Origin of the sequence: Aestuariivirga sp. (assembly GCF_046093005.1) — a bacterium.
Classification (GTDB): Bacteria; Pseudomonadota; Alphaproteobacteria; order Rhizobiales; family Aestuariivirgaceae; genus Aestuariivirga.
This window is the reverse complement of record NZ_JBJTER010000190.1, coordinates 1-26712: the sequence shown is the minus strand read 5'-3', so window position 1 is coordinate 26712 and position 26712 is coordinate 1. Positions and strand designations below refer to the sequence as shown.

Annotated in this window: 24 protein-coding genes and 1 pseudogene; 9 read left to right on the top strand and 16 right to left on the bottom strand. The window is 64.8% G+C overall.

What is annotated here, in order from left to right; all coding sequences use genetic code 11:
* From ACKOED_RS15980 to ACKOED_RS15965, 4 genes are read right to left on the bottom strand one after another with little or no spacing between them, the layout of a single operon-like run.
* Positions 1–1125, bottom strand: a complete 1125-nt coding sequence (locus ACKOED_RS15980) for a Gfo/Idh/MocA family protein (protein WP_408917622.1) — start codon at positions 1123–1125, stop codon at positions 1–3.
* Positions 1122–2015, bottom strand: coding sequence for a myo-inosose-2 dehydratase (iolE, locus tag ACKOED_RS15975; protein ID WP_408917621.1), 894 nt, complete (start codon positions 2013–2015; stop codon positions 1122–1124). The genes ACKOED_RS15980 and iolE overlap by 4 nt, the downstream gene beginning before the upstream one ends.
* 4 nt (positions 2016–2019) lie before the next feature.
* A complete protein-coding gene (iolD, locus tag ACKOED_RS15970; protein WP_408917620.1) occupies positions 2020–3864 on the bottom strand; it encodes a 3D-(3,5/4)-trihydroxycyclohexane-1,2-dione acylhydrolase (decyclizing) in 1845 nt (614 codons plus the stop codon).
* Between the two features lie 40 nt (positions 3865–3904).
* Entirely contained in the window at positions 3905–4858 is a 954-nt protein-coding gene (locus tag ACKOED_RS15965; RefSeq protein WP_408917619.1) for a MurR/RpiR family transcriptional regulator, read from the bottom strand.
* A 108-nt stretch (positions 4859–4966) separates the two neighbouring features.
* On the opposite strand from ACKOED_RS15965, the gene ACKOED_RS15960 reads away from it, so the two are divergent.
* Genes ACKOED_RS15960 through ACKOED_RS15950 form a run of 3 tightly spaced genes read left to right on the top strand, consistent with a single transcriptional unit; the run spans position 4967 to position 8226 of the window.
* On the top strand, positions 4967–6421 hold the full coding sequence (locus tag ACKOED_RS15960) for an NAD-dependent succinate-semialdehyde dehydrogenase (protein ID WP_408917618.1): 1455 nt from the start codon (positions 4967–4969) through the stop codon (positions 6419–6421).
* 13 nt (positions 6422–6434) lie between these two features.
* On the top strand, positions 6435–7253 hold the full coding sequence (locus ACKOED_RS15955) for an HpcH/HpaI aldolase family protein (RefSeq protein WP_408917617.1): 819 nt from the start codon (positions 6435–6437) through the stop codon (positions 7251–7253).
* A gap of 1 nt (position 7254) precedes the next feature.
* Positions 7255–8226, top strand: coding sequence for a hydroxyacid dehydrogenase (locus ACKOED_RS15950; protein ID WP_408917616.1), 972 nt, complete (start codon positions 7255–7257; stop codon positions 8224–8226).
* 27 nt (positions 8227–8253) lie between these two features.
* On the opposite strand, the gene ACKOED_RS15945 is transcribed toward ACKOED_RS15950, so the two are convergent.
* The 5 genes from ACKOED_RS15945 to ACKOED_RS15925 are packed head-to-tail and all read right to left on the bottom strand — an operon-like array spanning position 8254 to position 14475.
* Entirely contained in the window at positions 8254–8784 is a 531-nt protein-coding gene (locus ACKOED_RS15945; protein ID WP_408917615.1) for a sarcosine oxidase subunit gamma, read from the bottom strand.
* Entirely contained in the window at positions 8777–11731 is a 2955-nt protein-coding gene (locus ACKOED_RS15940; protein WP_408917614.1) for a sarcosine oxidase subunit alpha family protein, read from the bottom strand. The genes ACKOED_RS15945 and ACKOED_RS15940 overlap by 8 nt, the downstream gene beginning before the upstream one ends.
* Entirely contained in the window at positions 11728–11973 is a 246-nt protein-coding gene (locus tag ACKOED_RS15935) for a sarcosine oxidase subunit delta (protein ID WP_408917613.1), read from the bottom strand. The genes ACKOED_RS15940 and ACKOED_RS15935 overlap by 4 nt, the downstream gene beginning before the upstream one ends.
* Positions 11970–13229, bottom strand: coding sequence for a sarcosine oxidase subunit beta family protein (locus ACKOED_RS15930; protein ID WP_408917612.1), 1260 nt, complete (start codon positions 13227–13229; stop codon positions 11970–11972). The genes ACKOED_RS15935 and ACKOED_RS15930 overlap by 4 nt, the downstream gene beginning before the upstream one ends.
* A 49-nt stretch (positions 13230–13278) precedes the next feature.
* On the bottom strand, positions 13279–14475 hold the full coding sequence (locus tag ACKOED_RS15925; protein ID WP_408917611.1) for a multidrug effflux MFS transporter: 1197 nt from the start codon (positions 14473–14475) through the stop codon (positions 13279–13281).
* Between the two features lie 109 nt (positions 14476–14584).
* Between ACKOED_RS15925 and ACKOED_RS15920 the strand changes: the two genes are divergently transcribed.
* A complete protein-coding gene (locus ACKOED_RS15920) occupies positions 14585–15790 on the top strand; it encodes a cytochrome P450 (RefSeq protein WP_408917610.1) in 1206 nt (401 codons plus the stop codon).
* Between the two features lie 100 nt (positions 15791–15890).
* The gene (locus tag ACKOED_RS15915; RefSeq protein ID WP_408917608.1) at positions 15891–17453 is read left to right on the top strand and encodes a trimethylamine methyltransferase family protein; all 1563 of its coding nucleotides are present in this window, start codon (positions 15891–15893) and stop codon (positions 17451–17453) included.
* A gap of 4 nt (positions 17454–17457) precedes the next feature.
* Here ACKOED_RS15915 and ACKOED_RS15910 read toward each other — a convergent pair whose 3' ends face one another.
* From ACKOED_RS15910 to ACKOED_RS15895, 4 genes are all read right to left on the bottom strand, one after another.
* Positions 17458–18585 (bottom strand): aromatic ring-hydroxylating oxygenase subunit alpha, encoded by a 1128-nt coding sequence (locus tag ACKOED_RS15910; RefSeq protein ID WP_408917607.1) that lies wholly within the window; start codon positions 18583–18585, stop codon positions 17458–17460.
* A complete protein-coding gene (locus tag ACKOED_RS15905; RefSeq protein ID WP_408917606.1) occupies positions 18582–18872 on the bottom strand; it encodes a HigA family addiction module antitoxin in 291 nt (96 codons plus the stop codon). The genes ACKOED_RS15910 and ACKOED_RS15905 overlap by 4 nt, the downstream gene beginning before the upstream one ends.
* 19 nt (positions 18873–18891) lie before the next feature.
* Positions 18892–19071, bottom strand: coding sequence for a type II toxin-antitoxin system RelE/ParE family toxin (locus tag ACKOED_RS15900; RefSeq protein ID WP_408917629.1), 180 nt, complete (start codon positions 19069–19071; stop codon positions 18892–18894).
* 146 nt (positions 19072–19217) lie between these two features.
* A complete protein-coding gene (locus ACKOED_RS15895) occupies positions 19218–20138 on the bottom strand; it encodes a DMT family transporter (protein WP_408917605.1) in 921 nt (306 codons plus the stop codon).
* 135 nt (positions 20139–20273) lie between these two features.
* Here ACKOED_RS15895 and ACKOED_RS15890 point away from each other — a divergent pair, with 135 nt between their 5' ends.
* The 3 genes from ACKOED_RS15890 (at position 20274) to ACKOED_RS15880 (ending at position 22666) form a co-directional block, all read left to right on the top strand.
* Positions 20274–21101 carry a universal stress protein gene (locus ACKOED_RS15890; protein WP_408917603.1) on the top strand — a complete coding sequence of 276 codons (828 nt, stop codon included), beginning with the start codon at positions 20274–20276 and terminating at the stop codon, positions 21099–21101.
* A gap of 76 nt (positions 21102–21177) precedes the next feature.
* Complete coding sequence (locus ACKOED_RS15885; protein WP_408917602.1) at positions 21178–22254, top strand: DUF4432 family protein; 1077 nt, start codon at positions 21178–21180, stop codon at positions 22252–22254.
* 52 nt (positions 22255–22306) lie between these two features.
* The gene (locus ACKOED_RS15880; protein ID WP_408917601.1) at positions 22307–22666 is read left to right on the top strand and encodes a hypothetical protein; all 360 of its coding nucleotides are present in this window, start codon (positions 22307–22309) and stop codon (positions 22664–22666) included.
* Positions 22667–22746: 80 nt separating this feature from the next.
* On the opposite strand, the gene ACKOED_RS15875 is transcribed toward ACKOED_RS15880, so the two are convergent.
* Genes ACKOED_RS15875 through ACKOED_RS15865 form a run of 3 tightly spaced genes read right to left on the bottom strand, consistent with a single transcriptional unit; the run spans position 22747 to position 26324 of the window.
* The gene (locus ACKOED_RS15875; protein ID WP_408917600.1) at positions 22747–23763 is read right to left on the bottom strand and encodes an ABC transporter permease; all 1017 of its coding nucleotides are present in this window, start codon (positions 23761–23763) and stop codon (positions 22747–22749) included.
* A gap of 16 nt (positions 23764–23779) precedes the next feature.
* Positions 23780–25324 (bottom strand): sugar ABC transporter ATP-binding protein, encoded by a 1545-nt coding sequence (locus ACKOED_RS15870; protein ID WP_408917599.1) that lies wholly within the window; start codon positions 25322–25324, stop codon positions 23780–23782.
* 55 nt (positions 25325–25379) lie between these two features.
* A complete protein-coding gene (locus tag ACKOED_RS15865; RefSeq protein WP_408917598.1) occupies positions 25380–26324 on the bottom strand; it encodes a substrate-binding domain-containing protein in 945 nt (314 codons plus the stop codon).
* A gap of 148 nt (positions 26325–26472) precedes the next feature.
* Here ACKOED_RS15865 and ACKOED_RS15860 point away from each other — a divergent pair.
* Positions 26473–26712 (top strand): annotated as a pseudogene (locus ACKOED_RS15860) (N-methylproline demethylase); the annotation flags it as partial.

Below are 26712 nucleotides of genomic sequence, written 5' to 3'. Positions count from 1 at the left end.
TCAGGCCACCCGCACCCAGCCGCGCGCCCGCGACGAGGCGATTGACGCCTCGACGACCTTCTGGATCTCATAGGCCTCGCGGAAATCGGGCGAGGATTTGCGGCCCGCCCCGATGGCCCCGAGAAACTCGCCCATCTCGATGGTCTTGAGATCGTTGAAGCCAAGCTGGTGGCCGCCGGCGATGCAGAACTGGCCATAGGGCGCGTGCTGCGGACCGGCCTCGATCTTCACATGGCCGCTGGTCCTGGCGTCGCCCCCGGCCTTGTAGAGCAGCAATTCATTGAGCCGCTCCTGGGTGAAGACCAGCGATCCCTTTTCGCCCGTCAGCTCGAAGCCTAGCTGCATCTTGCGGCCGGTGGCGATCCAGTTGGCTTCGATGGTGCCGCCGCAGCCGCGCGCGAAACTGACGAGAATGCGGGCCACGTCGTCGACCAGGACCTGCTTCCGCTCCCGCGCGCCGCGGGCAACCGGCCGCGACGTCACGACCGTGCGCACATCGGCGCTCACCTCCGCGATCGGCCCCAGCAGGAACCGCGCCATGCCGATGATGTGCGAACCGAGATCGGCGATCACGCCGGGACCACCCGCGGGATCGATGCGCCAGCTGTAGGGGCTTTCGGGATCATGCATATAGTCTTCGGCGTGAATGCCGCGAAAGCCGGTGATCTCTCCCAGCTCGCCCGCCGCCGCCATGTCTCGCGCCATTTTCAGCAGCGGGTTCTTGATGTAGTTGAAGCCCACCTGGGTGACGACGCCCGCCTTGTCCGCCGCCTCCACCATGGCAAGCGAATCCGCAAGTGAGGGCGACAGCGGCTTCTCGCAATGCACATGCTTTCCCGCCGCGATGGCCGCAAGCGCCATCTCCTTGTGGAAGATGTTGGGCGTGGTGATCGACACCACATCGACGCGCGGATCGGCCACCAGGGCCCGCCAGTCGCCGGTTGACCGCGCGAAGCCATATTGATGCGCGGCCTTGGTGGCAAGGTCCGGCGCCACATCGGCAATCATCTCGAGCCGGGGCACGGGAATGTCCGGGAAAGCGGCCAGCGCGGCGCGGTAGGCGAAGGCATGCGCCTTGCCCATGAAGCCGGTGCCGATCAGGCCTATTCCCAGTTCGCGCGTCACGCCACCACCTCATAGCCCGCCGCGGTCATCACCCGCATCAGCTCCTTGTGGCCGATCTCAGCCATCTTCAGCGGCGGGGCCTTTTTCGGGTCCTGCTCCGCCTCGACCACGAACCAGCCCTCATAGCCATAGGAGGCGAGCTTGCCGACAATGGCTTCGAAATCGAGCGAGCCATCGCCCGGCACCGTGAAGGCGCCCTTGATCACCGCATCGAGGAAGCTTTCCTTCGTGCGGTCCAGCTTGTTGATGACGTCCATGCGCACGTCCTTGGTGTGCACGTGGCGGATGCGCTTGTGGTGCTTGTCGATCACGCGCAGGACATCGCCGCCCGCGAAGGCCATGTGCCCGGCGTCGAACAGCAAGGAGATCGCGGAATTGGCCATGAACAGGTCCAGTTCCGGCTCGGTCTCAACCACTGCCGCCATGTGATGGTGATAGACCACCGGCATGCCCTGCGCCTCGATCCATCTGGCGAAGTCGGAAACCTTGCGGCCATAAGCTTCCATTTCCTTCGGGCTGAGCTTCGGCTTGGTGGCGAGCGGCTTCGCGCGGTCGCCCTGGATCGAGCGTCCGATTTCGCCATAGACGATGCAGGGCGCCTTCACCGCCTTGAACAGGTCAACCATCGGCTGGATGCGCTTCTGGTTCGCCTCAAGCGAGTCATCGACCAGCGTGCCGGAGAACCAGCCGCCGCACAGCGTGACGCCGGCCTTGTTCAGAACCGGAAGCATTTCCGCCGCGCTCGACGGAAAGCGGCGGCCCTGCTCCATGCCGGTGAAACCCGCCGAGCGCGATTGCCGGAGGCACTCTTCGAGCGACACGTCGTCCGAGAGTTCGGTGAGATCGTCGTTCCACCAGGCGATGGGCGACATGCCCAGCTTTGCTTTCATGTTGCTAGACTCCGATGCGTTGCTTCTTGCGGATGGTGTCGTGATGAGCGCGCGCCTTCCTGACCTCCGGACGGTCCGAGACTTCCGGCACGCCGACGTCCCAGTCAGCGTCGCCCGGCACCCAGGCATGGGCGTCGGTGACGATCGAGATCACCGTGGTGCGGTCGGTGGTCTTGGCCCAGGCCAGCGCCGCTTCGAGATCGGCGATGCTCTGGCAGTGCCGCGTGGCGGCCCCCATGGATTCGGCATGCTTGGCGAAATCAACCGCGAAAGGCTGCTTCACGCGGCTGTCCTTGATCAGGTTGTTGAAGGATGGCGTGCCCTTGAAGTTCTGCAGCCGGTTGATGACCGCGAAGCCGCCATTGTCGCAGACCACGACGATCATCTTGTGGCCGGTCAGCACCGTGGAGTAGATGTCCGAGTTGAGCATGAGGTAGGAACCGTCGCCAACCAGCACGATGGTTTCGCCATCGCCCTTCTTGGCCATGGCATGGCCCCAGCCGCCGGCCACTTCATAGCCCATCGCCGAAAATCCGAATTCGAGATCATAGGTGTTGGGATTCTTGATCCGCCAGCCCTTGGCGGTTTCGCCGGGCAGGCCGCCGGCCGCCGTCACCATGGTGTCGTTGGGCGCCGCCCAGCGGTTCACCGCGCCGACCACCTGGGCATAGGTGGGGACGGCGGCGTTGCCCGGCTTCTGGTGCTGGTCCAGCAGTTCGTTCCAGCCCTTGAAGGCGGTTTTGCCTTTCTGCGTCCACGCGGCATCAGCCTTCCAGGCGCCGAGCGCCGCTTCGATCTCGGCCACCGTTTCCCTGGCGTCTCCGGTCACCGCCAGCGCCCGATGCTTCACCGCGTCATAACGCGCGGCATTGATCGAAACGAAACGGGTATCATGCGAGAACACCGTCCATGAGCCGGTGGTGAAATCCTGAAGCCTGGTGCCGATGGCGATGACGACATCGGCGGCATTGGCCATTTCATTGGCCGAGGTCGAACCGATGACGCCGATGGGGCCCACATGCGCCGGGTGATCATGGGTGACAGCGCCCTTGCCGGCGATGGTTTCAGCCAGCGGAATGCCATGCTTCAGCGCGAAATCGCCAACGTCTTTTCCCGCATCCGAATAGCGCACGCCGCCGCCCGAGATGATCAGCGGACGCCTGGCTGACTTGATGAGCGCAACCGCCTCCGCCACGCGGTCACGGTCAGGGCGTGGCCGCGGGATGCTGTGAACGGTGGGCGTGAAGAAGGCTTCCGGATAATCAAAAGCGATTTCCTGCGTGTCCTGGCAGAGGCCGATGAAGGCGGGTCCGCAATCGCCAGGGTCCAGCATGCAGGCCACCGCCTGCGGCAGCGAGGAGATGATCTGCTCGGGGTGGGTGATGCGGTCCCAGTAGCGCGAGACCGCCTTGAACGCGTCGTTCACCGAGATGCTGGGATTGTTGAAATGCTCGACCTGCTGCAACACCGGATCAGGACGGCGGTTGGCGAACACATCGCCCGCCAGGATCAGGATCGGCAGGCGGTTGGCATGCGCGCAGCCAGCGGCGGTGACCATGTTGAGCGCGCCGGGGCCAATGGACGACAGCGCCACCATGATCTGCCGCCGCCGCATGGCCTTGGCATAGGCGACGGCGGCGAGCGCCATCGACTGCTCGTTCTGGCCACGCCAGGTCGGCAGCTTGTCCTGCACGGCCTCGAGCGCTTCTGACAGGCAAGTCACATTGCCATGGCCGAAGATGCCGAACAGGCCCGCGAACAGCGGTTCCTTCTTGCCGTCGATGATGGTGTACTGGTTGCACAGGTAGCGCACGAGCGCCTGCGCCATCGTCAGTCTGACTGTGGACATGCAAGATCCTCCGGGTGAGATGTCATTTCGGCCAATTCATCTATTTCTTCAAGCCGTGCGGCGCAGCCTCCGGCTGGCGCGGCAAGCGGGCGGACTGGTCGCGGGCGATTTCGGTGACGCTGGGAATGCGCGGCGTGGCGCCGCCGGGGTGCAACCGTGCCGCTGTCACGGTGGCCAGGCACTGAACCAGGCACATCGGCGCAGCGAGCGAGCGCGAAAAGGAGTACTCATCCTCCGGAACGGTGAACAGCACCCTGGCGTTCTTGGCCAGCGGAGACAGCGGGCCGTCGGTGATGGCGATGAGCGGCGTCCCCAAAGCGGGAGCAAGCTCGGCGATGCTCACCACCTCCTTGGCATAATGGCGGAAAGCGATGACCACCAGCACATCGCGCGCGCCCATGGTGCGCGCCATCTCCGGCGCCAGGCCACCCGCCGGATCGAGCAGGATCACCCGCCGGTGCAACATTGTGAGCAGGTAGCGCAACAGGCTGGCGAGCGGCTCTGAGCGAAGCTGGCCGCCGACATAAATGGTCTCGGCGCGGGCCAGCAAATCGGCGGTGTCGGCGAGCGCGGTTTCGCTCACCGTATCCATCAGCCCCTGCAGCGCGGCGATGTCGCGCACCACGAGATCGCGCAGCACGCCCATGTTGCCTTGCCCGGCCTTGCGGGTGAGCTCCTGCTCCAGGGCGCTGATCCGTTCGCGGAACCCGGGTGCCGCGGTGGCCAGGCGGGTCTGGAACACGCTCTGCAAGTCCTTGAAGCCGGAATAGCCAAGGCTTTGCGAGAAGCGCACCAGGCTCGAGGGGTGGACGCCGCATTTCTCGGCGATCGCATTGATCGATTCCAGCGCGATGATGTTCGGGTTCTGGGTGAAGAAGCGGGCAATCTGCTGCGAACCGGCGGAGAGCGCCGGATACTCATGGGTGATCAGGTCGACAACACCCTCATAGCTGCGCGGGATGGCCTGCTTGCCCGTGTGCTTGCTGATTGCCATGATGAACGGTCCTGTCCGGTCGTCTTTTGCAATAGGCCGGAGCCCAAGTCTTGACAAGGAAAATCCTTTGCCTCAATCAAGATACTGCAACAAGCGTTGCGGCGGCTCATGATGGAGACCTGCGGCATGTATGACAGTTTTGGCCTGCTGATCGGCGGAGAATGGCGCCGCAAGGGCGGTGCGGGCGTGATCGAGGTGAACGACCCCGCCACCGGCGAGGCGATCGGAACCGCTCCTGCCGCCTCCGCCACCGATGTCGAGGAGGCCATCCACGCCGCCGAAAAGGGTTTCAAGACCTGGCGGGCAACCCCGGCCTGGACGCGCGCCGATCTTCTGCATGCGATCGCCAATATCATGGCCGGCAAGACCGAGGAGGCGGCCCGCCGCATCACGCTCGAAACCGGCAAGCCGCTGGCCCAGGCGCGGCGCGAATGGGCGCTCTCCATCGACCAGTTCCGCTGGTATGCCGAGGAGGCGCGCCGCATCTATGGCCGCATCGTTGAAAGCCGCGCGCCCGGCGGCCGCGTGGAAATCAGTCATGAACCGGTGGGCATCGCCGCCGCCTTTACGGCCTGGAACTTCCCTGCTGTCCTGATCGCCCGCAAGGTGGCCCCCGCCCTGGCCGCCGGCTGCGCCATCATCGTCCGGCCATCGCGCGAGGCGCCGGGAACCGCCATGCTGCTGATCGACTGCGTGCAGCAGGCCGGCGTTCCGGCCGGCGCCGTCTCCCTGCTGATCGGAAGCGCGTCCACCACCTATGAGCCGATCATGGCGTCGTCCGCCGTGCGCAAGATCTCGCTCACCGGGTCAACCGCCATCGGCCAGCAGATGATCCGCGATGCCGCCGGCACCCTCAAACGGGTGTCGATGGAGCTGGGCGGCAACGCGCCCGTCGTGGTGTTCGAGGACGCGCCGCTGGAACAGGTGCTCGATCTTTGCGTCCCGGTGAAATTCGCCAATGCCGGCCAGGTCTGCGTCACCGCCGACCGGTTCTACGTCCATGAAAGCCTGGTGAAGCCATTCACGCAGGGTTTCGCGGCCCGCGCCAAGGCGCTGCGGCTGGGCCACGGCCTCGAGGAGTCGACCCAGATGGGCCCGCTCATCAACCAGCGCCGCGTCGACGCCATGGAGAAGATCGTGGCGGATGCCACGGCGCGCGGCGGCCGCATCGAAACCGGCGGCGGCCGCCCCAAGGGCCAGAACAAGGGCTTCTTCTTCGAGCCAACCGTCATCACCGGCCTGCCTGACGACGCGCTGGCCATCGCCGAGGAGAATTTCGGCCCGATCGCCGCCATCACCTCGTTCGGCGATACCGAAGAAGCCTATGCCCGCGCCAACAGCAGCGAATATGGGCTGGCCGCCTATGTCTTCACCCGCGATCCGGCGCGCATGCGGGCCGCGGCGGCAAGGCTCGAAGCAGGCATGGTCGGGGTCAACTCCTTTGCGCTGGCCGCCGCCGAAGCGCCCTTCGGCGGCATCAAGGCCAGCGGCATGGGCCGCGAAGGCGGCACAGAAGGCATTCTCGACTACATGAATGTGAAGCTCACCCAGGTCGTGGTCTAGAAGGAAGAAAAGCATGGCGCGCAACAACATCCGCCGCCTGTGGGCGGAAGCAAAGCCGGCCGTCAACGGCTGGCTCTCGGTCGGCAATCCTTTCACCGCCGAAATCATGGCGCAGCAGGGCTATGACGCGGTAACGGTCGACCAGCAGCACGGCTTCCTCGGCTATGACGCGCTGGCCCCGATGCTGCAGGCGGTGAAGGCGAGCCCGGCAACCCCGATGGTGCGCGTGCCGTGGCTGGCGGCGGGCGACATCATGAAGGCGCTCGACGCGGGCGCGCTCGGCATCATCTGCCCGATGATCAACAACCGCGAGGAAGCCGAACGCTTCGTTTCCTACATGCGCTATCCGCCCAACGGCCAGCGCAGCATGGGCCCCACCCGCGCGGTGTTCGCGCATGGCGCCGACTACAGCGCCTGGGCCGATCAGGAGGTGATCGCGCTCGCCATGATCGAAACCGCGGACGGCATGAAGAACCTAGACGCCATCGTCTCCACCCCCGGCCTCGACGGCGTCTATATCGGCCCCGCCGACCTGACGCTGGGCCTCACCGGCCGCAAATATCCGGTGGGCTTCGACCGCGAGGAGCCGGAGATCGTGGACGCCATCAAGCTGGTTCTCGGCAAGTCCCATGCGGCGGGAATCAAGGCGTGCCTTCACTGCGGCACGCCCGCCTATGCCGCCAGGGCCATCGGCTGGGGCTTCGACCTCGTCACGCTCTCGAACGACGTGCGCCTGCTGGCCGGCGCCGCCAAGGCCAGTGTCGATTCCACGCGCAAGCTGATCGGCGAACAGGTGGCGGCGGAAGCCGCGCCCAAGAACAGCGGCTACTGACATGCCCCATATTCTGATCGCCGGAAAGCTGCATCCCGCCGGCCTCGCGCGCCTCGGCACGGCACCGGGCTTCACCCACCGGCTGATCGAGGAGGTGTCGCTCGAGTCCTTCCTGCCCCATCTGCCGGAGGCCGATGCGCTGGTGCTGCGCACCCAGCCGCTGACACAAGCGACGATCGCCACCGCGCCGCAACTCGCGATCGTGTCGCGCCACGGGGTTGGTTATGACGCGGTGGATGTGAAGGCGCTGAGCGCGCGGCGCATTCCGCTCAGCATCGTGGGCGATGTCAATTCCCGCGCGGTCGCCGAGCACACGCTGATGCTGATGCTGGGCGTGGCGCGCCGCGCCGCCGCCCATGACCATGCGGTGCGGACGGGCGCCTGGAACGTGCGCAACCGCTTCGAAACCGTGGAGCTTGACGGCAAGACGCTGCTGCTCGTGGGCTTCGGGCGTATCGGCCGCCGGGTCGCGGAACTGGCGCGGGCCTTCGGCATGGCGGTGATGGCCTATGACCCCGTCGTCACGCCGGACATGATGGCAAGGCACGGCGTCAAGCCGACCACAGATCTCCACAAGGCGCTGGCCGCGGCGGATTATGTTTCGCTTCACATGCCGGGTTCGCCCAAGGGAGCGCTGATCGGCAGGGATGAACTCGCCGTCATGAAACCGGGCGCCATCATCATCAATGCGGCGCGCGGCGGCCTCATCGACGAACTGGCGCTGGACGCGGCCCTGCGCGGCGGGAAGATACGGGGCGCGGGACTCGATGTGCTGGAAAGCGAGCCGCCGCCCGCTGATCATCCGCTGCTCAACAATGACCGGGTGCTGATCAGCCCGCATGCGGCGGGCCTCACCGATGAATGCGCGGCGCGCATGGCGGTGGCCTCGGTGCAGAATGTGATCGACCATTTCGCGGGAAAACTTGACCCCGCCCTGGTGGTCAACGCCGGAGACATCGGCTACCGGCGCTGAACATGATGACGGCTCGCGCCCGGTCTGTCAGCCAAATTCCAGCGCCGCGTCGGTGACGACCTCCCAGATGTTCAGCGCGAAGCTGCGCATCACGTAGAGATCAAAGGCGTGATCGCCCGTGCAGTGCACGGTGGCCGGCGTATGGTGGATGCCAGTGAGCGCGAAGGCGCCCGGCCCGAAAGCGGCCGGATGAAAATCGATCGGCATCAGCTTGGCCAGCACGGCGCGCGCCGGCGCTCCGGAAAGCGCGATGCGCACCCGGCTGCGGGAAAGCGGCGTCACCGCACACTGGCCATGCAGTTTGGCCGCAATGTCATCTGTCTCTGGCCCTACGATCCAGAATTGCGCCGGGCCAATGCGCATCACGGTCAGCGATCCATTCACCGGCGCCAGGCCGACGCGGGGCGGAAGGGGGCCAACCACCGCGGCGAGCTTCGCTTCAAAATCCGCATCCAGCCCCGCGGCCTGGGTCAGGCTGAAGCCCGGACGCCCGGCAATCGACAGCACGGGGCTGACATAGGGCTTGGCGGAGGCCAATGCGGAGCGGCGCTCAAGCATGGAAGCGGGCTCCTTCCTTGTCGATGAAATGCGGCGACACGATCCTGAGCTTTGCCTGCTCGTTCTTCAGCGGGAAGGCGGCGATGATTTCCTCGCCTTCATGCTTGAGCCCGCCCTTGTAGAGCCCGAGCGCGATGAACTTGTTGAGTTCCGTGGACCAGGTGACAGCCGTGATATAGCCGCGGCCATGGCCCTTGATCTCCTCGCCGGCGGCAAACAGGATCGAGCCGCCGCGCAGCTTCTTGTCAGGCTCCATGAGTTCGAGGCCAACAATGCTCCAGCGCTCCGGCGACTGGCAATCCTCGCGGAAGCGCAGCGCCCGGCCCACATAGTCCTTTTCCTTGGCCGCCATGCGGCCAAGACCCAGATCATCGAGCGTGTTGCGGTGATCGAGTTCGAGGCCCGCCACATGGCCCTTCTCGATGCGCAGGCTGGCCAGCGCCTCAAGGCCGTAGGGCCTGATGCCGGTGGTGGCGGCGCGCGCCAGAATGTGCTCCCACAGGCTGATCGCGTGGTCAGAAGCCACGTGAACCTCATAGGCCAGTTCGCCCGAGAACGACATGCGCAGCAGCCGCACCGGGACTCCTTCGAACAGGATATCCCTGCAGCCCATGTGCGGCAGCGCCTCGCTGGAAAAGTCGGTTCCCGGAAACGCCAGTTGCAGGGCCTCGCGCGATTTGGGCCCCGAAACCGCCATGCCCGCCCATTCATCGGTGAGCGAAGCGAGCTGTACGTTCAGATCCGTCCAGTGGCACTGCAAGAGATATTCGAGCCACGACATGACTTCACCCGCCTGGGCGGTGGTGGTGGTCATGTAAAATTGCGTCTCGGAGAGGCGCGCCGTGGTGCCGTCATCGATCACCACGCCGTCATCGTTCAGCATGACGCCATAGCGCACCTTGCCGATGGGCAGCTTTTTGAAACCGTTGACATAAACGCGGTTGAGGAATTCCGCCGCATCCGGCCCCTGCACGTCGATCTTGCCGAGCGTCGAGACGTCGGCGATGCCCACCCCCCGGCGCACCAGTTCCATTTCCTTCACATAAGCGGCCTCCGGCGTGGCGCCCGCCCAGCCATAATACCAGGCGCGTTTCCAAAGGCCGGCATCGATGAATACGCCGCCATTCCTCTCATGCCAGTCATGGAGCGGCGAGCGCCGGACGGGCCGGAAATGCGCGGCTATGGTGCGCCCGGCAAGCGCCCCCATGGTGAGCGGTGAATAGGGCGGCCGGAACGTGGTGGTGCCCGCTTCCGGAATGGTGATGCCGCGGAAGCCGGCCATCAGCGCCAGGGCATTGATGTTGGACGTCTTGCCCTGGTCGGTGCCCATGCCGAGCGTGGTATAGCGCTTCATGTGCTCGACCGACTGGTAGCCTTCCTGATGCGCGAGCCGGATGTCTTCCAGGGTCACGTCATTCTGGAAATCAACGAAGGCCTTGCCCTTGCCTGGCCGCGGCGGCGACCACACCGGTAGAATTCCGTAGGCGCGGTCCACCGTATGCTCCGGCGCATAGACCGGCCTCGTCCTGCCGAAGCCCACGGCAGACGCGGCGGAGGCCCCGGCGCCAGCGCCATCCGCCACCGCCGCGGCCAGGCCGAATTTGCCCATCATCGCGCCTGCGCCGAAATGCGTGGGCGCGAAACCGCCCGGCACAAAGGCGGCAATGGCGTCGTGATAACGGGGCCTGATGCCGCCATGCGAGGAGAGATGCACGACCGGAGACCAGCCTCCCGCCATGCCCACCACGTCGCAGTCGATGGTCACCGCATGCACGCCGCCAAGCCGCACCCGCCTCACCGCCTTGGCGCCTTCCACATCCACGATGCCGCTGCCGGGGAAGATGGCGATGCCCCTGGCGCCGGCGCGCGTGAGAAGGTCCGGAGAAACGGTATTGCGGTGGTCCGCCACCGTAACCGCCACTCCAGCCGCCGCAAGATCGATGGCCGCTTCGTAGCCCGTATCATTGTTGGTGACGATGACCGCGCGGCTGGTGGGCGCCAGCGCATAGCGGTTGACATAGGCGCGGAGCGCCGAGGCCAGCATCACGCCAGGCCGGTCATTGTTGGAGAATACCAGCGGGCGTTCGATAGCGCCCGTCGCCATGACGATCGCCCTGGCGCGCAGCTGGATAAGCACCATGCGCGGCTGGCCCCTGGCGGGATCAGGCTTCAGATGATCACGGCGCTCAGCCAGCACCGCAAGATTGCCATCATAAAGGCCCTGCACCGTGGTGCGGGTGAGGATCTCCGCGTTGGAGAGCGACTGGAGCTCTTCCACGCAGGCGGCGCGCCAGGCCTCCATGCCCGCGTCATTGACGGCAAGCAGACTGCCGCCGCATTCGCTGTCCTGTTCCGCCAGCACCACCCGCGCGCCGCTACGGGCCGCGGTCAGGGCCGCCGCAAGCCCGGCGGGACCGGCGCCCACGACCAGCACATCGGCAAACGCATAGCGCATGTCATAGCGCGCGGGATCAGCAAGATCCGTGGCCTTTCCGAGCCCCGCCGCCCGCCGGATGAATGGCTCATAAAACATCCAGGAGCCTTTCGACGGGCCCATGAAGGTCTTGTAATAGAAGCCAGACTGAAAGAACGGCGCCAGCACCGAATTCACCGCCATCACATCAAGGTCAGGCGATGGCCAGGCATTCTGCGGGCTGGCCACGAGGCCATCCACCAGTTCGGTCATGGTGGCCGGAACATTGGGTTCTGTTGCGCCAGCTTCGCCGAGAGTGAAGAGGCCATTCGGCTCCTCGATGCCGGCGGAGACGATGCCGCGCGGCCGGTGATACTTGAAGCTGCGGCCGGTGAGCAGCGGCCGGCCGGCCAGCAGCGCGGAGGCCAGCGTATCGCCCGCGAAGCCGCGAAGCTCAACCCCGCCGAACCGCGCCGTGACGGGTTTCGACCGGTCGATACGTCCGCCCGCAGCAAGCCTCCGGAACGCCGTCATCGGCCACCCTCCAGGATTTCGTTCTTCGCGGTGTCGCGGCGAAGCGTGAACCAGCGGCGGCAGCCCAGCACGTGCTGCCAATATTCGGCATGCGGGCCTTTCGGATTGTCGAACAGGAAGTAGTAGTCATGCCAGGTCTTGAGATCGCCGCTGCCGTGCGAGGGCCGCGGTTTGTCGGCATCGCCGCCGTAGCGGAATTCTGACACGTCGCGGTCACCGCAATGGGGGCATGGGATGATCATTGCTTGTAGGTCCAGTTGCCGATGCCGAATTCGTCGAGTTCGCGGCCTTTCTCGAAGCGGTCGAGAGAGAAATCACGGTTCAGTTCATGTTCCGCGTCATGGGCAATGGTGTGGGCGAAGGTCCAGCCCGAAGCGGGCGTCGCCTTGAAGCCCTGGTAGCACCATCCGCCATTGAGGTAGAGGTTGCCTACTTCGGTGCGGCAGATGAACGGGCTTCCATCCGGCGTCATGTCCTGAATGCCGCCCCAGTGCCGCAACAGCCGGAGCCGCGATACGAAGGGCATCAGCGATACGGCGCATTCCGCCACTGTCTGGATGCGGTTGAACTGGCCGCGCTGGGTATAGGTGTTGAAGCCGTCGATATGGCCGCCGAACACCAGGCCGCCCTTGTCCGATTGCGAGAGATAGAACAGTTCCGCGCCCCAGGACACCACATGGTCAACGATGGGCTTCACGGGTTCGGTTACAAAGGCCTGCAGGATGTGGCTTTCGACAGGGAGCCGGAGGCCGGCCATGCGCGCCACGTGGGAGGTATGTCCGGCAACCGCGATCCCCACCTTGCCGGCCTTGATGCGCCCGCGCGAGGTTTCGACGCCCGTCACCTTGCCGTTGTCCATGGTGAAGCCGGTGACTTCACAATTCTCGATGATATGCACGCCAAGGTTCGAGGCCGCCCTCGCGTAACCCCAGGCCACCGCATCATGCCGCGCTGTTCCGGCGCGCGGCTGGAAGATGGCGCCATAGATGGGCCAGCGCGCGTCCGGCGAATAGTCGAGATAGGGCAACAGCTTCATCACCTCGCCGCGGTCAAGCAGTTCGGCGTCAATGCCGTTGAGGCGCATGATGTTGCCGCGCCGCGCGAACACGTCCATCTGGACCGGGCTGATCGCCAGAACAACCTGGCCGCGCTGCGACACCATGCAGTTGAAGTTCAGATCATGGCTCAGGCCCTCCCACAGCTTGAGCGAATGCTCGAAGAAGGCCGTGTTACCACCAATCATGTAATTGGAGCGGATGATGGTGGTGTTGCGGCCGACATTGCCGGAGCCGATGTAACTGCGCTCCAGCACCGCCACGTTGCGCATGCCGTGGTTCTTGGCGAGGTAATAGGCGGTCGCCAGGCCATGCCCGCCGCCGCCGACGATGATGGCATCGTAGGAAGACTTGGGCTCGGGCGAGTCCCAGGCGCGCGGCCAGGGCAGGTCCGGCGAGAGCGCATGGCGCGCCAGGGCAAGGGCTGAATAACGCTTGGTCACGGGGAAGGTGCTATCAGAAACCGCGGCCTCCCGGCAAGGCGCAGAAATTTCACTTGCGCCGGGCGTCAGCCCAACTGGTCACCAGCAGGGTGACCAGCCCCAGCCCCGCAAATCCGGCCACCATCGGAATGACAGTGCCGTTATAAAGCTGGCCGATGACGCCCCCCGTGAGAATTGCGGTAAACGACGACAGCGCGCCGGAAATCGCCGCCGCCATGCCGGCGATGCGGCCCATCGGCTCCAGCGCGATGGCATTGAAATTGCCAAACAGCAGGCCGCTGCAGAAGAAGGCGGCTAGCAGAAAGGCGGCGAGGGCCCACAAGGGGGGATGTCCATGCATCAGGAGGCTGACCATGAGAAACAGTCCCGACAACGCCACGAGCCCGCGCAAGGCCAGGGCCGAAAGGCGGCGCATGCCATAGCGCATGACGAGCCGGGCGTTGACCAGCATCGCCGCGGCTATGCCAGCTGCGAAGAAGGCAAACCATAGAGCGAAGAGTTCGCCCTGCCCATATTGCTCGGCAAAAATCTGCTGCGAGGTTCCAAGATAGATGATGAAACTGCCGAAAGTGAACCCCGTGGCGAATGTGTAACCCATGGTGACCGGATGCCGGAACACCTCGCCTGCCGCCGACAGAAGCGCCGCCAGTGACAGCGGTATGCGCTTGCCGGGCGGCAGCGTCTCTTCCTGCCGCAGCCACAACCACAGACCCGCGATCACGCCCATGGCAAGGAAGCCGAGGAAGATCACCCGCCAGCCCGCCACCAGCAGCACCAGCTGGCCCACCCCCGGCGCCAGGATCGGCACCAGCATGAACACCATCATGACCAGCGACATGACCCGCGCCATCGCCGCACCCGACTGCCCGTCCCGCACCATGGCGATCGATACGATGCGTGGCGCCGCCGCACCGAAGCCCTGCACCAGCCGGCCGATGAGGATCATCGGAAAATTGACCGAGAACAGGCAGATCAGCGAACCGGCCGCATAGCAGGCAAGGCCGATCACGATGGCCGGCTTGCGGCCGATGGAATCCGACCACGGACCATAGACGAGCGTTCCGAAGGTCAGTCCGGCGAAGAAGGCGGTAATGATGAACTGCCGGCTGTTGGGGTCAGCGGCGCCCAATTCGCCGGCGATCTGGCCAAGCGCCGGCAGCATGGTATCGATCGACATCGCCGTCATGGCGTTGAGCAGCGCCACGAGGACGATGAATTCGGCGGACAGCCTGGGCGACGCCGTCATCAGTTTGGACAGTTCAGGACAATTGCCATCTTCATCACACGTCCTCCAGGCCTCTTTTTCTCATGGTCAGGCTTGCAAGCATAGGGAAGTTCGCGGGAAGATGGCAGCCATGCGCATCGACAAGGCCAGCCGCGCCGTTTTCCTCGATCCTGTGGACCCGGCGTTCTACAACAATCCCTACCCCGCCTACCACGCAATCCGGGCGGAGACGCCGGTTTTCAAGTGGGAGCAGTATGGCTTCTGGTGCTTTGCCCGCCATGAGGATGTCAACGCCCTGCTGCGCGACCGCCGCTTCGGCCGCCAGATCCTGCATGTGGCGACCAGGGAGGAGCTTGGCTGGCCGGAGACGCCGGCACACCTCAAGCCTTTCTATGACTTCGAGTCGCACTCGCTGCTGGAACTGGAGCCGCCGGTGCACACGCGGCTCCGCGGCCTTGTCAACCGCTCCTTCCTGTCGCGCCAGGTTGAGCGCTTGCGGCCGCGCATTGCGGCGCTGGCGGGAGACCTCATCGACAGCTTCGCGGGCCGCGGCGAAGCCGAGTTGCTGGCTGACTTCGCCACGCCGATTCCGGTCATCGTCATTTGCGATCTGCTGGGCGTTCCCAGCACGATGTCCACGCAGCTTCTCGGCTGGTCGCATGACATGGTGGCCATGTACCAGGCGCGCCGCGACCGGATGATCGAGGACAGGGCGGCGGCTGCAACGCTCGCCTTTTCGGAATTCATGCGGGGCTATATCGCCGAACGCCGCAAGTCTCCCGCCGAAGACCTGCTCTCCGAACTGATCCGCGCCGAGGAGCAGGGCGCGAAGCTTTCGGAGGATGAGCTTGTCACCACCGCCATCCTGCTGCTCAACGCCGGTCATGAGGCGACCGTCCATGCGCTGGGCAACGCCATCAAATGCCTTCTCGAACATGGCATGCGGGAAGATATCGGAGCTGGCCATGTCGAGGAGGCGCTGCGCTACGACGCGCCTTTGCACATGTTCACCCGCTACGCGCTGCAAGATTTGGATTATGCCGGAATCAGGCTCCGCAAGGGCGAGCAGGTGGGGCTTCTCCTGGGCGCCGCCAACCGCGACCCCGCCCGCTTCGGGGAGCCGGACCGCTTCCTTCCCGGGCGTGACCCAAACCCGCGTGTAAGCTTCGGGGCGGGCATCCACTTCTGCGTCGGAGCGCCGCTTGCCAGGCTGGAGATGGACGTCGCCCTGCCCCTGCTGTTCAACAGGCTTCCACGGCTGGCGATCAGCCAGGAACCCGGCTACCGCAACGCCTATCACTTCCATGGCCTCGAAGCCCTGAAGGTGACGTTTTGAAGCGTCGTTTCCCGGCCATGGGCTGACGTTTCCCTTCACGCCCGGATCGCCGGTTGAGCCTAAACCACGCTCACGTGAAAACATTTCAACAGGCTGGCTCATGACCGACGTTCAGACCGCTCCTGCCTCTTCCGGTGGCCGCCGTGCGCGTGGCGGCGGCGCCGATGCCCGCCGCGCCGCCCGCACCTCGACGGCGATCCGCCAGTCTGGCTTCATCCGCCGCGCCATCAAGACCTACGAGCCCTTCAGCACCGAACAGCTGGAACTGATCGAGCATAATGCCGAGACCGTGCTGCAGGAGATTGGCCTCAACTTCTACGAGGACGAGGAAGCCATCGCCATGTGGAAAGAGGCTGGCGCGGATGTGTCCGGCACCCGCGTGCGCTTTCCCCGCGGCCTTGTCCGTTCACTCATCAGGACGGCGCCAAGCGCATATGTGCAGCATGCGAGGAACCCGGCCAACAACGTCTCGATTGGCGGCAACAGCACGGTGTTCGCGCCGGTCTACGGCCCGCCCTTCATCCGCAACCTCGATGAAGGGCGCCGCTATGCCACCATCGAGGATTTCCGCAATTTCGCGAAGCTCGTCTACATGCTGCCGAGCCTGCACCACGCCGGCGGCACGCTGTGCGAACCGGTGGACATTCCGGTAGCCAAGCGCCATCTCGACATGGTCTACAGCCACATCAAATATTCCGACAAGCCGTTCATGGGCTCGGTCACGGCGGGCGAGCGCGCCGCCGATTCGGTGGCCATGGCGGAACTGGTGTTCGGCAAGGACTTCGTCGACCAGAACTGCGTGATGACCAGCCTCATCAACGCCAACTCGCCGATGGTATGGGACGGCGTCATGCTCGGCGCGCTCAAGGTTTACGCCCGCGCCAACCAGGCAACCGTGATTTCGCCCTTCATCGTGGCGGGCGCCATGTCGCCCACCACGGCGGTGGGAACGCTCACCCAGATTCTCGCCGAGGCGTCGGTGGGGATCGCCTTCACCCAGCTCTGCAGGCCCGGCGCGCCGGTGGTATTCGGCACCTTCGCGGCCTCGATGTCCATGCAATCGGGCGCGCCGACCTTCGGCACGCCGGAGCCCGCCCACATCACGCTCGGCGCCGCACAGCTGGCGCGCCGCATGGGTGTGCCGTTCCGTTCGGGCGGCAGCCTGTGCGGGTCCAAGATCCCGGATGCGCAGGCCGCTTATGAGAGCGCCAACACCATGTGGCCCACCCTGCTGGCGGGGGTCAACTTCTGCCTCCATGCGGCGGGATGGCTCGAAGGCGGTCTGGCGTCCGGCTATGAAAAGCTGATCATGGACGCCGACCAGCTGGCGATGTTCCAGAAATTCGCGGACGGCGTCGACTTCTCCGAGAACGGCCAGGCCATGGACGCGATCCGGGAGGTGGGCCCCGGCGCGCATTTTCTCGGCTGCTCCCATACCCAGGCCAATTTCGAAACCGCCTTCTGGCGCTCGCAGCTGGCCGACAACAACTCCTTCGAACAATGGCGCGACGACGGCGGCAAGGACATCGTGCAGCGCGCCAATGCCCGCTGGAAGCAGATGCTGCGCGATTATCAGGCGCCCCCGCTCGACGAGGGCATCGACGAGGCGCTCAATGACTTCATCGCCCGGCGCAAGGCGGTGCTGCCAGACAATGTGAGCTGACGGTTCAGGCCGCTTCACCCATGGCTTTCAGGAGCCAGCGGTGAAAGCGGTGAAGTTCATATTCCTCCGGCATCAGCCGCCCGCGCGTGAAGGCCGGGGAGGCAAGCCCGCGCTGGTTCATCTCGGCCGCCGCACCATCCTGCGCCAGCACGGTCCGGGCGAAGCTGGCGACCCGCCCGGCATCGAAGCCCGGTTGCGCCAGGGTGATCTCCGGAAAGTACCATTCCACGGTGAGCCTCGTACGCCGCGGCGACATGGGCTCGATCCTGACGGCGCGGACATAATCGGCATGCGCCACGACGTAGAGCGAGGGCCAGATTGTCACGAAGCTGTAGCCCCGCCGGCGTTCCTCGTCCGTGAGTGCCGGAAACATCGGGCCGCAGGGCTTGCCGTCCGGCGTCCAGCTTTCGGCCCCGTCGCGGAGATTGGGGCGAACCGGCTGCTCCGGCGTCCAGCCCAATGCTTCGGAAGCGCCCATGATGCCCTCGCCATAGATGGGCACCATGTCGCAGAGTTCAGGATGAATGCCGGGGCAGTGCAGGCATTCGGAATAATTCTCCCAGAAGACCTTCCAGTTGCAGGCGACTTCCTTTTCCCAGCGATGCCCGACCTGCAGCGCAGCGATGGGCCAGTTATCCAGCGCCGCCAGCGGCACATCGGCGGTCAGCGGCGCTGGCGCAGGGCCGGCATTGAGAAATACGAAGCCCTGCCAGATCCTGACGGCGACCGGCAGCAAGCCATGGCTGGACGGATCGAAATCAGCGGTGGGCTTGGCCGGCCCCGTGGCGACCAGCTTTCCATCGGCGGCGCTATAGGACCAGGCATGATAGGGACAGGTGATGAGCCTGCCGGCGGTGCGGTCTTCCGCGCAGAGTTCCGCCCCGCGATGGCGGCAGACATTATGGTAGGCGGAAAGCCCGCCCTCGCCGTGGATGACGATCACCGGCGCATTGCCCAGGGTCCGGCGCCGCAATGTGCCTTTCGGGAAGTCGCCAAGCCTGCCCGCGCACAGCCATTGTCTTGCGAACACCGTTTCAAGCTCACGCGTGAACCAGTCCGGATCTATGTAGGCATCGCGCGGCAGGCTTTCCGGGCAATGATCGAGGCGGGGCGAGAGTGGGTGGATTGTCATGCCGCAGCCAGTGGTTTGATGGCGGACACGTCGATCTTCTCGCGCGCGCGCGCCAGATCCCACGCGCGCTGGAGGTTCATCCAGTATTCAGCGGTGGTGCCGAACACCCGGGCGAGGCGCATCGCGGTATCGGCGGATACCGCGGTCTCTCCCCTCGCCAGCCGCTCAATGCGGGTGCGCGGCACATGGATGCGCTTGGCCAGGGCGATCGGGCTCAGTCCTAGCGGAGCGAGGTAAAGCTCCTGAAGCACTTCGCCGGGATGCGATGGATTGATGAGCAAAGACATCAAGACTGTTCCCTCAATGCTAGTCGACGATCTCAACGTCCGCCGGGCCCTGCTCCGTCCAGATGAAGCAGATGCGCCATTGATCGTTGATCCTGACGGAATGCTGCCCGGCACGTTTGCCCCGCAGCTCCTCAAGGTGATTTCCGGGCAGAAAACGCAAGTCCTCGATAACCACGGCTGCGTCCAACGCCGAGAGCATTGCCCTGGCTCTCTTGACCAGATCAGGGGGAAAACCCTTGCCGAAACGGTTTCGGAGCGCTCCGGCGGCGAGCTTCCCTTGAGTGCTCACGATCATCGCTTCATGTATCACAGCGTGATACATCTGGCAATAGCCGGCGTACGCGTTCAGGCTCGCCCGGTACTCCTCATCTCCCGCCAGGTGTGATAGCCGACACCGCCCACGACGAGGGCGGTTCCCACGGCATGGGCCGGCGTGAACGCCTCGCCCAGCAGCGCCACCGCGAAATAGATGGTGAGCAAGGGCGAGACATTGGAGATGATGGCCGTGGACGTGGCGCCGATGCGCCCGAGGCCCGCGTTGACAAAGAACGAGGGAATCACTGTCGCAACAATGCCGATGCCAGCCGCCAGCATGAAGTAATGCGCCGACATGGAGGCATCGAGATGGCCGCGCGTGATGAATACATGGGCAAGCGTGGTGACCGCCGCCGCCGAAAGCGCGATCGAGGTAAACAGGGTTGAGCCCATCTCGCTGATGTACCGCTTGGCCACCAGCTGGTAGACGGCGAACGCGATCGCCGATCCCAGCACGAGCGCCGTGCCGAGCGGTACATTCGGACCGCCCGTGGAGAGATCGGATATGAACACCGTGGCAAGGCCGAGATAGGTGATGAAGGCGGCGATGAGCGCCGAGCCCGTGAGGCGGACGCCAAACAGGGCCGCGCCGATGAAGATCACGAAAATCGGGTAGGTGAACAGCGCCAGCCGCTCCAGCTGCGCCGAGACATAGAGAAGTCCGGTGAAATCCAGAATCATGGCGAGGTAGTAGCCAATGAGGCCGATGCCAATGGCGCTTAACACCGCGTTGCGGCGGGGCATCGGCCTGCCGTCGCGCCTGCGCCGCGCCAGTTCGAAAATACCGACCGCCAGAAACACAGGCAGGGCGAACACCATCCGCCACGCCAGGATCAGCAGGGCATCGTATCGCTCCAGATAGGCGAGCTTGATGAAAATCGCCTTCGAGGAGAACATCGCCGACCCCGCGGCAACGAGCAGGTAGCCGGTGATGAGGCTGCGGCGGTCCATAGGGGCTGTGTATATGATCCTGAGGGCACCGCAAGCGGCGGCGTTTCCGGGTCCCGTCGATGCGCGGCCCGCATTAAAACTTGTTCACTTTTGCCTTGCCGGTGACTGCCCTAGGTAGGGATACGGAGGTAGGTCATGATCATTCGCGAAATCCTGGTTCATCTGAAATCGCATGAGGAATGGTCGCCGCATATCGACTATGCGGTCGGCACGGCGCGCGTTTTCGGCGCCAGGCTGCGCGGCCTCGTTACCTTCCACGAGATCGTCATGCTCAGGAGCCTGCCGCGCTTCGCCGGACCAGGGCTCGACGAACAGGCTGCCCGGGACGCCGCAACGTCCAAGTCGCTGGGCGAGAGATTCGCGAAGGCCTGTGCCGCCGCCGGCGTCGACGGGCGCTTCGCCACGGCTGACGGCGCGGCGGGCGAAATCGTGCCCTGGGCCTCGCGCCTCCACGACCTGACGATCATCGAACAGCGTCAGCCGGATGCCGATGAACTGGGCTTCGACGCGGCCGAGGAAACCTCGCTCAGCGCCGGACGCCCGGTCCTTCTGGTTCCCCGCCACGGTCATTTCCGGCCGGCGCCGGAGCATATCCTGGTTGCCTGGAACGGCAGCGCCATGGCGGCGTCAGCCGTGCAGGGCGCGATGCCCTTCATCGAGCGCGCCAAGAAGGTGACCGTCTGCTCCGGCGAGCTCCGCCTGCCGCTGCGGCCGGGCAGCCGGATACCGGACATCAGCATCGCCGATCATCTGCGCGCGCATGTGGCGGAAGTCTCCGAGGAGGTCACCGAACTGGGTCCCGGGCTCGTGGGCGAGCATCTCCTCAACCGGGCAAATGAGCTCGGCTGCGAATTGATCGTGATGGGCGCTTATGGCCGGTCCTGGTTCTCGGAGTATCTGCTGGGCGGCGCTACCCGCCACATGCTGAAACACATGACGGTCCCGATCCTCACCGGCAGGTAAAACCTCCACGGACGCGCTTCCCAACAGCGCTGCGGCATGGCAAGACTGCGTTGATCCAGTCACCGAGGATTTGCGCATGTCCATCCGGATCGATCTACAGTCCGTGCAGTTCGGCGAAACGGAACGCACTGTTGCAGGAGGAGCCGGTTTCTCCGTCTCCGCCTTCCGTTACAGCAGCGGCATCGCGGCGCTGCGGGTGAGGAGCCGCCGCGGGGAAATCGTGGTGCTGCCCTTCATGGGCCATCAGATCTGGTCATGCGCGTTCGATGGCCGCGACCTGACCATGAAGTCGATGTTCACCGAGCCGGTGCGCACCAGCCACTACCTTGAAACCTATGGCGCGTTCTTCATTCATTGCGGGGCCACGGCCATTGGCGCGCCGGGGCCTTCCGACCGCCATCCGCTGCATGGCGAGCTGCCGCTGGCGCCGTTCCAGAAAGGCTTCGTCGAAATCGACGAGGCGCGCGGCACCTGCGCCGTGATCGGCACTTATGAGCACACCGTGGCCTTCTCCTATCACTATCTGGCGACCTCCACTTATGTGATGCAGGCGGATTCCACCCTGCTCGACGTGTCGTTACAGGTGGACAATCTGAAGAAGACGCCGATGGACCTGATGTATCTCGCGCACGCCAATTTCCGGCCAGTGGACAATGGCGAGCTCATCTATTCGGCCCCGGCGACGCCCCAGGCGGTGCGGGTGCGCAAGTCGATCCCCGCCCATATCACCCCGAAGCCCGGCTACCGTGAATTCCTCGAGGACCTGGCGGTCAACCCGGCCATCCACCATGTGTTGCGCCCGGATCTGGCCTTTGACCCCGAAGTGGCCATGATGATCGGCATGAAGGCCGGCAAGGATGGTTTCGCCCATGCCCTGATGAAACACCCCAGCGGCGCCAGCGACTATATGCGCTACCAGCCCGCGCAATGCGGCCAGTGCTGCCGCTGGATTTGCCGCACACCGGACCAGGACGCCATCGGCATCGCCTTTCCCTGCACCTCCGAGGTCGAGGGCTACACCGCGGAGAAGAAGAAAGGCCTCTACGCGGTGGTCGAAGGCGGCAGCTCCTGGCGGGTCGACATGCGGATGGGGGCGCTGTCGGCCGCTGAAACAGAAGCGGTCACAAGGGAAATCCGCGCCATCCTGGGCTGACCTGATCCTTTGCGGCAAAAGGGCCGTAGACGCTTCGTCAGGAGAAAACATCATGAAAAATCTCATTCTGTCTGCCGCAACGGCAGTTTTGGTCATGGCTGGCGGCACCGCCTGGGCCCAAGGCACAGCGACGGGCGAGCAGATCACGGCGGCGATCACCGGCAACACCGTTCAGGGCAGCATGATCGCCTCGGGCGCCTATACCGAGTTCTACGGCGCCGATGGCGTGATCAAGGGCAAGGACTATTCCGGCAAATGGCGGGTCAATGCCGACACCATGTGCTTCCAGTATGGCTCTGACCCGGAAGGCTGCTGGCAGGTGAAGATCGACGGCGACCAAGTGTCCTGGGTCAAGAACGGCAAGGACGACGGCACGGGCACGATCGTCAAGGGAAATCCCAATAATTTCTGATTGCCGCGGTATCCGCCGCAATCAAGACAGCTGTGAATGTGGTTGATGGGGATCGAAGCGGTTGAATGCCGCTTCGGTTCTCACGCCCGTTTTCGCCGGGACTTTGCGAAGGTGTCGAACGCCACCGCCAGCACGATGATCACCCCGATGATGATCTGCTGAATGTAGGAGTTGACGTTCATCAGCACGAGGCCATTGAGCAGCACGCCGATCAGCACTGTGCCGATCACGGTTCCGAAGATCGTGCCCACGCCGCCGAACAGGCTGGTGCCGCCGATCACCACCGAGGCGATCACCGTCAGCTCATAGCCGGTTCCGGCCACCGCCTCGGCGGAATTGAGCCGCGCGGACAGCACGAAGGCGCCAAGCCCGGCGAAGAAGCCCATGATGATGTAGACGCTGCAGATGATCCAGTTCACGTTCACGCCGGCGAGCCGGGCGGCTTCCGGATTGCCGCCCACCGCATAGACCTGCCGCCCGTAGCGCGTATAGCTCAGCACGACATGGGCGATGACGGCGAAGGCGAGGAAGATGATCACCGGCACGGGAACCGAGAAGATGCGTCCCTGGCCCCACCAGGTGAAGTCCGGCTGGAAGCCGGAAATCGGCCCGCCCGCCGCGAACAGCAGCGCCGCGCCCCGGAACACCGACATGCCGCCCAGCGTCACCACGAAAGCCGGCACCTTGAGCCTGGTGATGGCCACGCCCTGCAGCAGGCCGCCCAACAGGCCCACGGCGATCGCCGCCAGCGCCGCCAATTGCCAGCCATAGCCGATCGTCTCATCCCCCACCGTGAAGCGGTCCTGCATGCCGCCCTTGGCCACGGCGGCGGCGACGAGGCCCGCGAAGGCCAGGAGCGAGCCCACCGACAAATCAATCCCGGCGGTGAGGATCACGAAAGTCATCCCGATCGCGAGCAGCCCGGTGATCGACACCTGCCGCATGACGTTGAACAGGTTCACCGACGACAGGAAGCGCGGCTCCATGATGGAGAACACCAGCATGAGCAAGAGCAGGAAGATCAGCGGCGCAAAGCGCGCCAGCAGTGAAAACGCGTCAAAGCCGGCGTTGCCTGGCCCCGCCCTACCATTGCTCATCTTCTGTGATCCCCCGTCATGCCGCGTGCCGCGCCCCTATGGTCATCAGCGTCATCAAGCTTTCCTGCGTCGCCCCGGCGCGCGGCACTTCGCCGGTGACCCGGCCTTCGCGCATGGTCACGATGCGGTCCGCCAGCGCCAGCACTTCCGGCAGTTCCGAGGAAATCACCACGATGGCGATGCCGGATTTGGCCAGATCGATCAGCAGATTGTGAACCTCTACCTTGGCGCCCACATCGATGCCGCGGGTCGGCTCATCGACGATCAGCACCCTGGGCCTCAGCGCCAGCCAGCGCGCCAGCACCACTTTCTGCTGATTGCCGCCGGAAAGATTGCCGACCAGCTGATCGGCTGACGCCATGCGGATGTTCAGAAGCTTGCGGTAGGTTTCAACCAGCGCGTCTTCCTTGGAGCCGCTGATGAACACCCCCAGGGAGGACACCAGCTTCTGCGCGGCGATGGTCAGGTTGGTGCGGATCGCCAGCGAAAGGAACAGCGCCTGCTGCTTGCGGTCTTCCGGCACCAGGCCGATGCCGCAGGCGATGGCGTCACGCGGGCCGGCGATGCTGACCTCTTCTCCGCTCACACGCACGGCGCCGGAATCGAAGCGGTCCGCCCCAAAGATGGCGCGCGCCGTTTCGGTGCGGCCAGCGCCCACCAGCCCGGCGATACCGAGAATCTCGCCCTTGTGAACCGTAAAGGATACGTCATGAAGCTCGATGGCGCTGGCATCCGTGCTGCGGCGGCGGCGCGTGAGGCCACGCACCTCGAGCGCCCGCTCCGCCGTGGCATAAGACGACTGGCGCCCCGCCTGAAGGCCAAGCTCGCGGCCCACCATCAGCTTAATGATCCCGTCCATGCCGGTGTCCGCCACCCTGCCCCGGCCGGCCAGCCGGCCATCGCGCAGCACCGTGTAGCTGTCGCAGATCGCGAATACTTCCTCAAGCCGGTGGGTGACGAAGATGATCGATATGCCTTCCGCCTTCAGGCTGCGGACGATGGCGAAAAGCTTGGCCACTTCCGACTGGCTCAAGGCGCTGGTCGGCTCATCCATGACGATGACCCGCGATTTCATCGACAGCGCCCGGGCGATTTCCACCAGCTGCTGTTCGGCCACCGAGAGATCGCGCACCAGGGCGCGCGGGCTGCGCTCGAGGCCGATGCGCCGGCACAGCGCCGCCGTCTGCTCCTCCAACTGCCGGTAACTGACGAACAGGCGCGAGCCGGGCTCGCGGCCGATGAACACATTCTCGGCCACCGTCATATCGGGCGCCAGCGTGAACTCCTGGTAGATGGTGACGACGCCGGCCTTCTGCGCTTCCTGCGGCGAGGCGAAACTCACATTCGTCCCCGACAGCGAAATCGATCCGCTATCCGGCGGCTGCGCGCCGGAAAGTATTTTGAGCAGCGTCGACTTGCCCGCGCCATTCTCGCCCAGCAGCGCATGGATCTCAGCCGCCGCAACCTGGAAGTCCACCGCCTCGAGCGCGCGCACACCGGGAAACGACTTGGAGATGCCCCGCATCAACAGAAGCGGAGAAGCCTGATCGGAATCTGTCATCACGAGATGCTCCAGCCGGGCTTGCGCGCCAGCTGGAGACTCCTTGCTGTGCGGATTACTTCACTTCGCCGAGACGTTCGGCGATGTTGAGGTTGTCCTTGGTCACCGCCTGCGGGGTGATCAGCAGTATCTTCTCGGCCGGCTTGGTGCCGTCCTTGAGGAAGCTGACGAGCGTCTGAACGCCGAGCGAGCTCTGCTGGCCGGGGAACTGCTCAATGGTGGCGGTGAGGCCACCATCGCGCACCTGGGCCAGCGCCTCCGGCAGCGCGTCGAAGCCGATAATGGCGATGCCGCTGAGGCCACGGCCCTTGACCGCCTCCATGGCGCCAAGCGCCATGTCATCGTTGGCGGCGACGATCACCTTCGGCGGCTCGGCGAGGCCCGAGAGCGCCGCTTCGGTTACCGACAGGCCCTTGTCGCGGGCGAAATTGGCGGTCTGCTCAAAGACGATCTTGTACTTGTCGGCCAGCGGGTCGAGCACATTGTGCAGGCCCTTGTTGCGGTCAATGGCCGGCGAAGCGCCCGGCTGGCCCTGCAGGTTGATGATGGTGGCGCCATCCGGGAACATCGAGACGATGAGGTTGCCCTGCGCCTCGCCGCCTTTCACGTTGTCGGCGCCGACATGGGCGAGAATACCCTCGACCGACGGCACGCGCCGGTCGACGGTGACGACCGGAATGCCCGCTTCAACCGCCTGCTGCAGCGCCGGAGCCATCGCGTCCACTTCGTTCGGGCTGATCACGATGCCCTTCACGCCCTGGGTGATCGCCGCCTCGACGTCGGCCGTCTGCTTGGGCGAAGACACCTGACCGTCGGATTCGATGACCTCGTAGCCCTGCTTGGTGATTTCCGCCTTGAAGGCGTTCATCATGTGCACGAAGAACGGAAAGCTCAGCCCCGGCACGGATGCCAGGATCTTGTCCGCCGCCATGGCCATCGACGACATGAACGGCAGCGCCACGGTGCCGAGCAGAACGGTTCTTCTGGTAAGTCTTTGCATGTTTGGTCCTCCCACGGGTTCCATTTTCCGAGGCCGGCATGCAATCACCGAATCTCCCGCAAGTCAACGAGGATGGGACGGATCGGTAGGCTTGACCGGCTGTCGCGTTCCTTGGCACAAGCACGGGCATCCGCATGAAAGAGCCAAGATGACTGCCGATCCGCTCCTGCAGCCGTACCGTCTCAAGCACCTGACGCTGCGCAACCGGATCATGACGACGAGCCACGAGCCGGCCTATCCGGAAGACGGCATGCCGAAGGACCGTTACCGCCTCTACCACCTCGAGCGCGCCAGGGCGGGCGTTGCGCTGACCATGACGGCGGGCTCCGCCGCCGTCTCGAAGGACAGCCCGCCGGTGTTCAACAATATCCTCGCCTACAAGGATGAA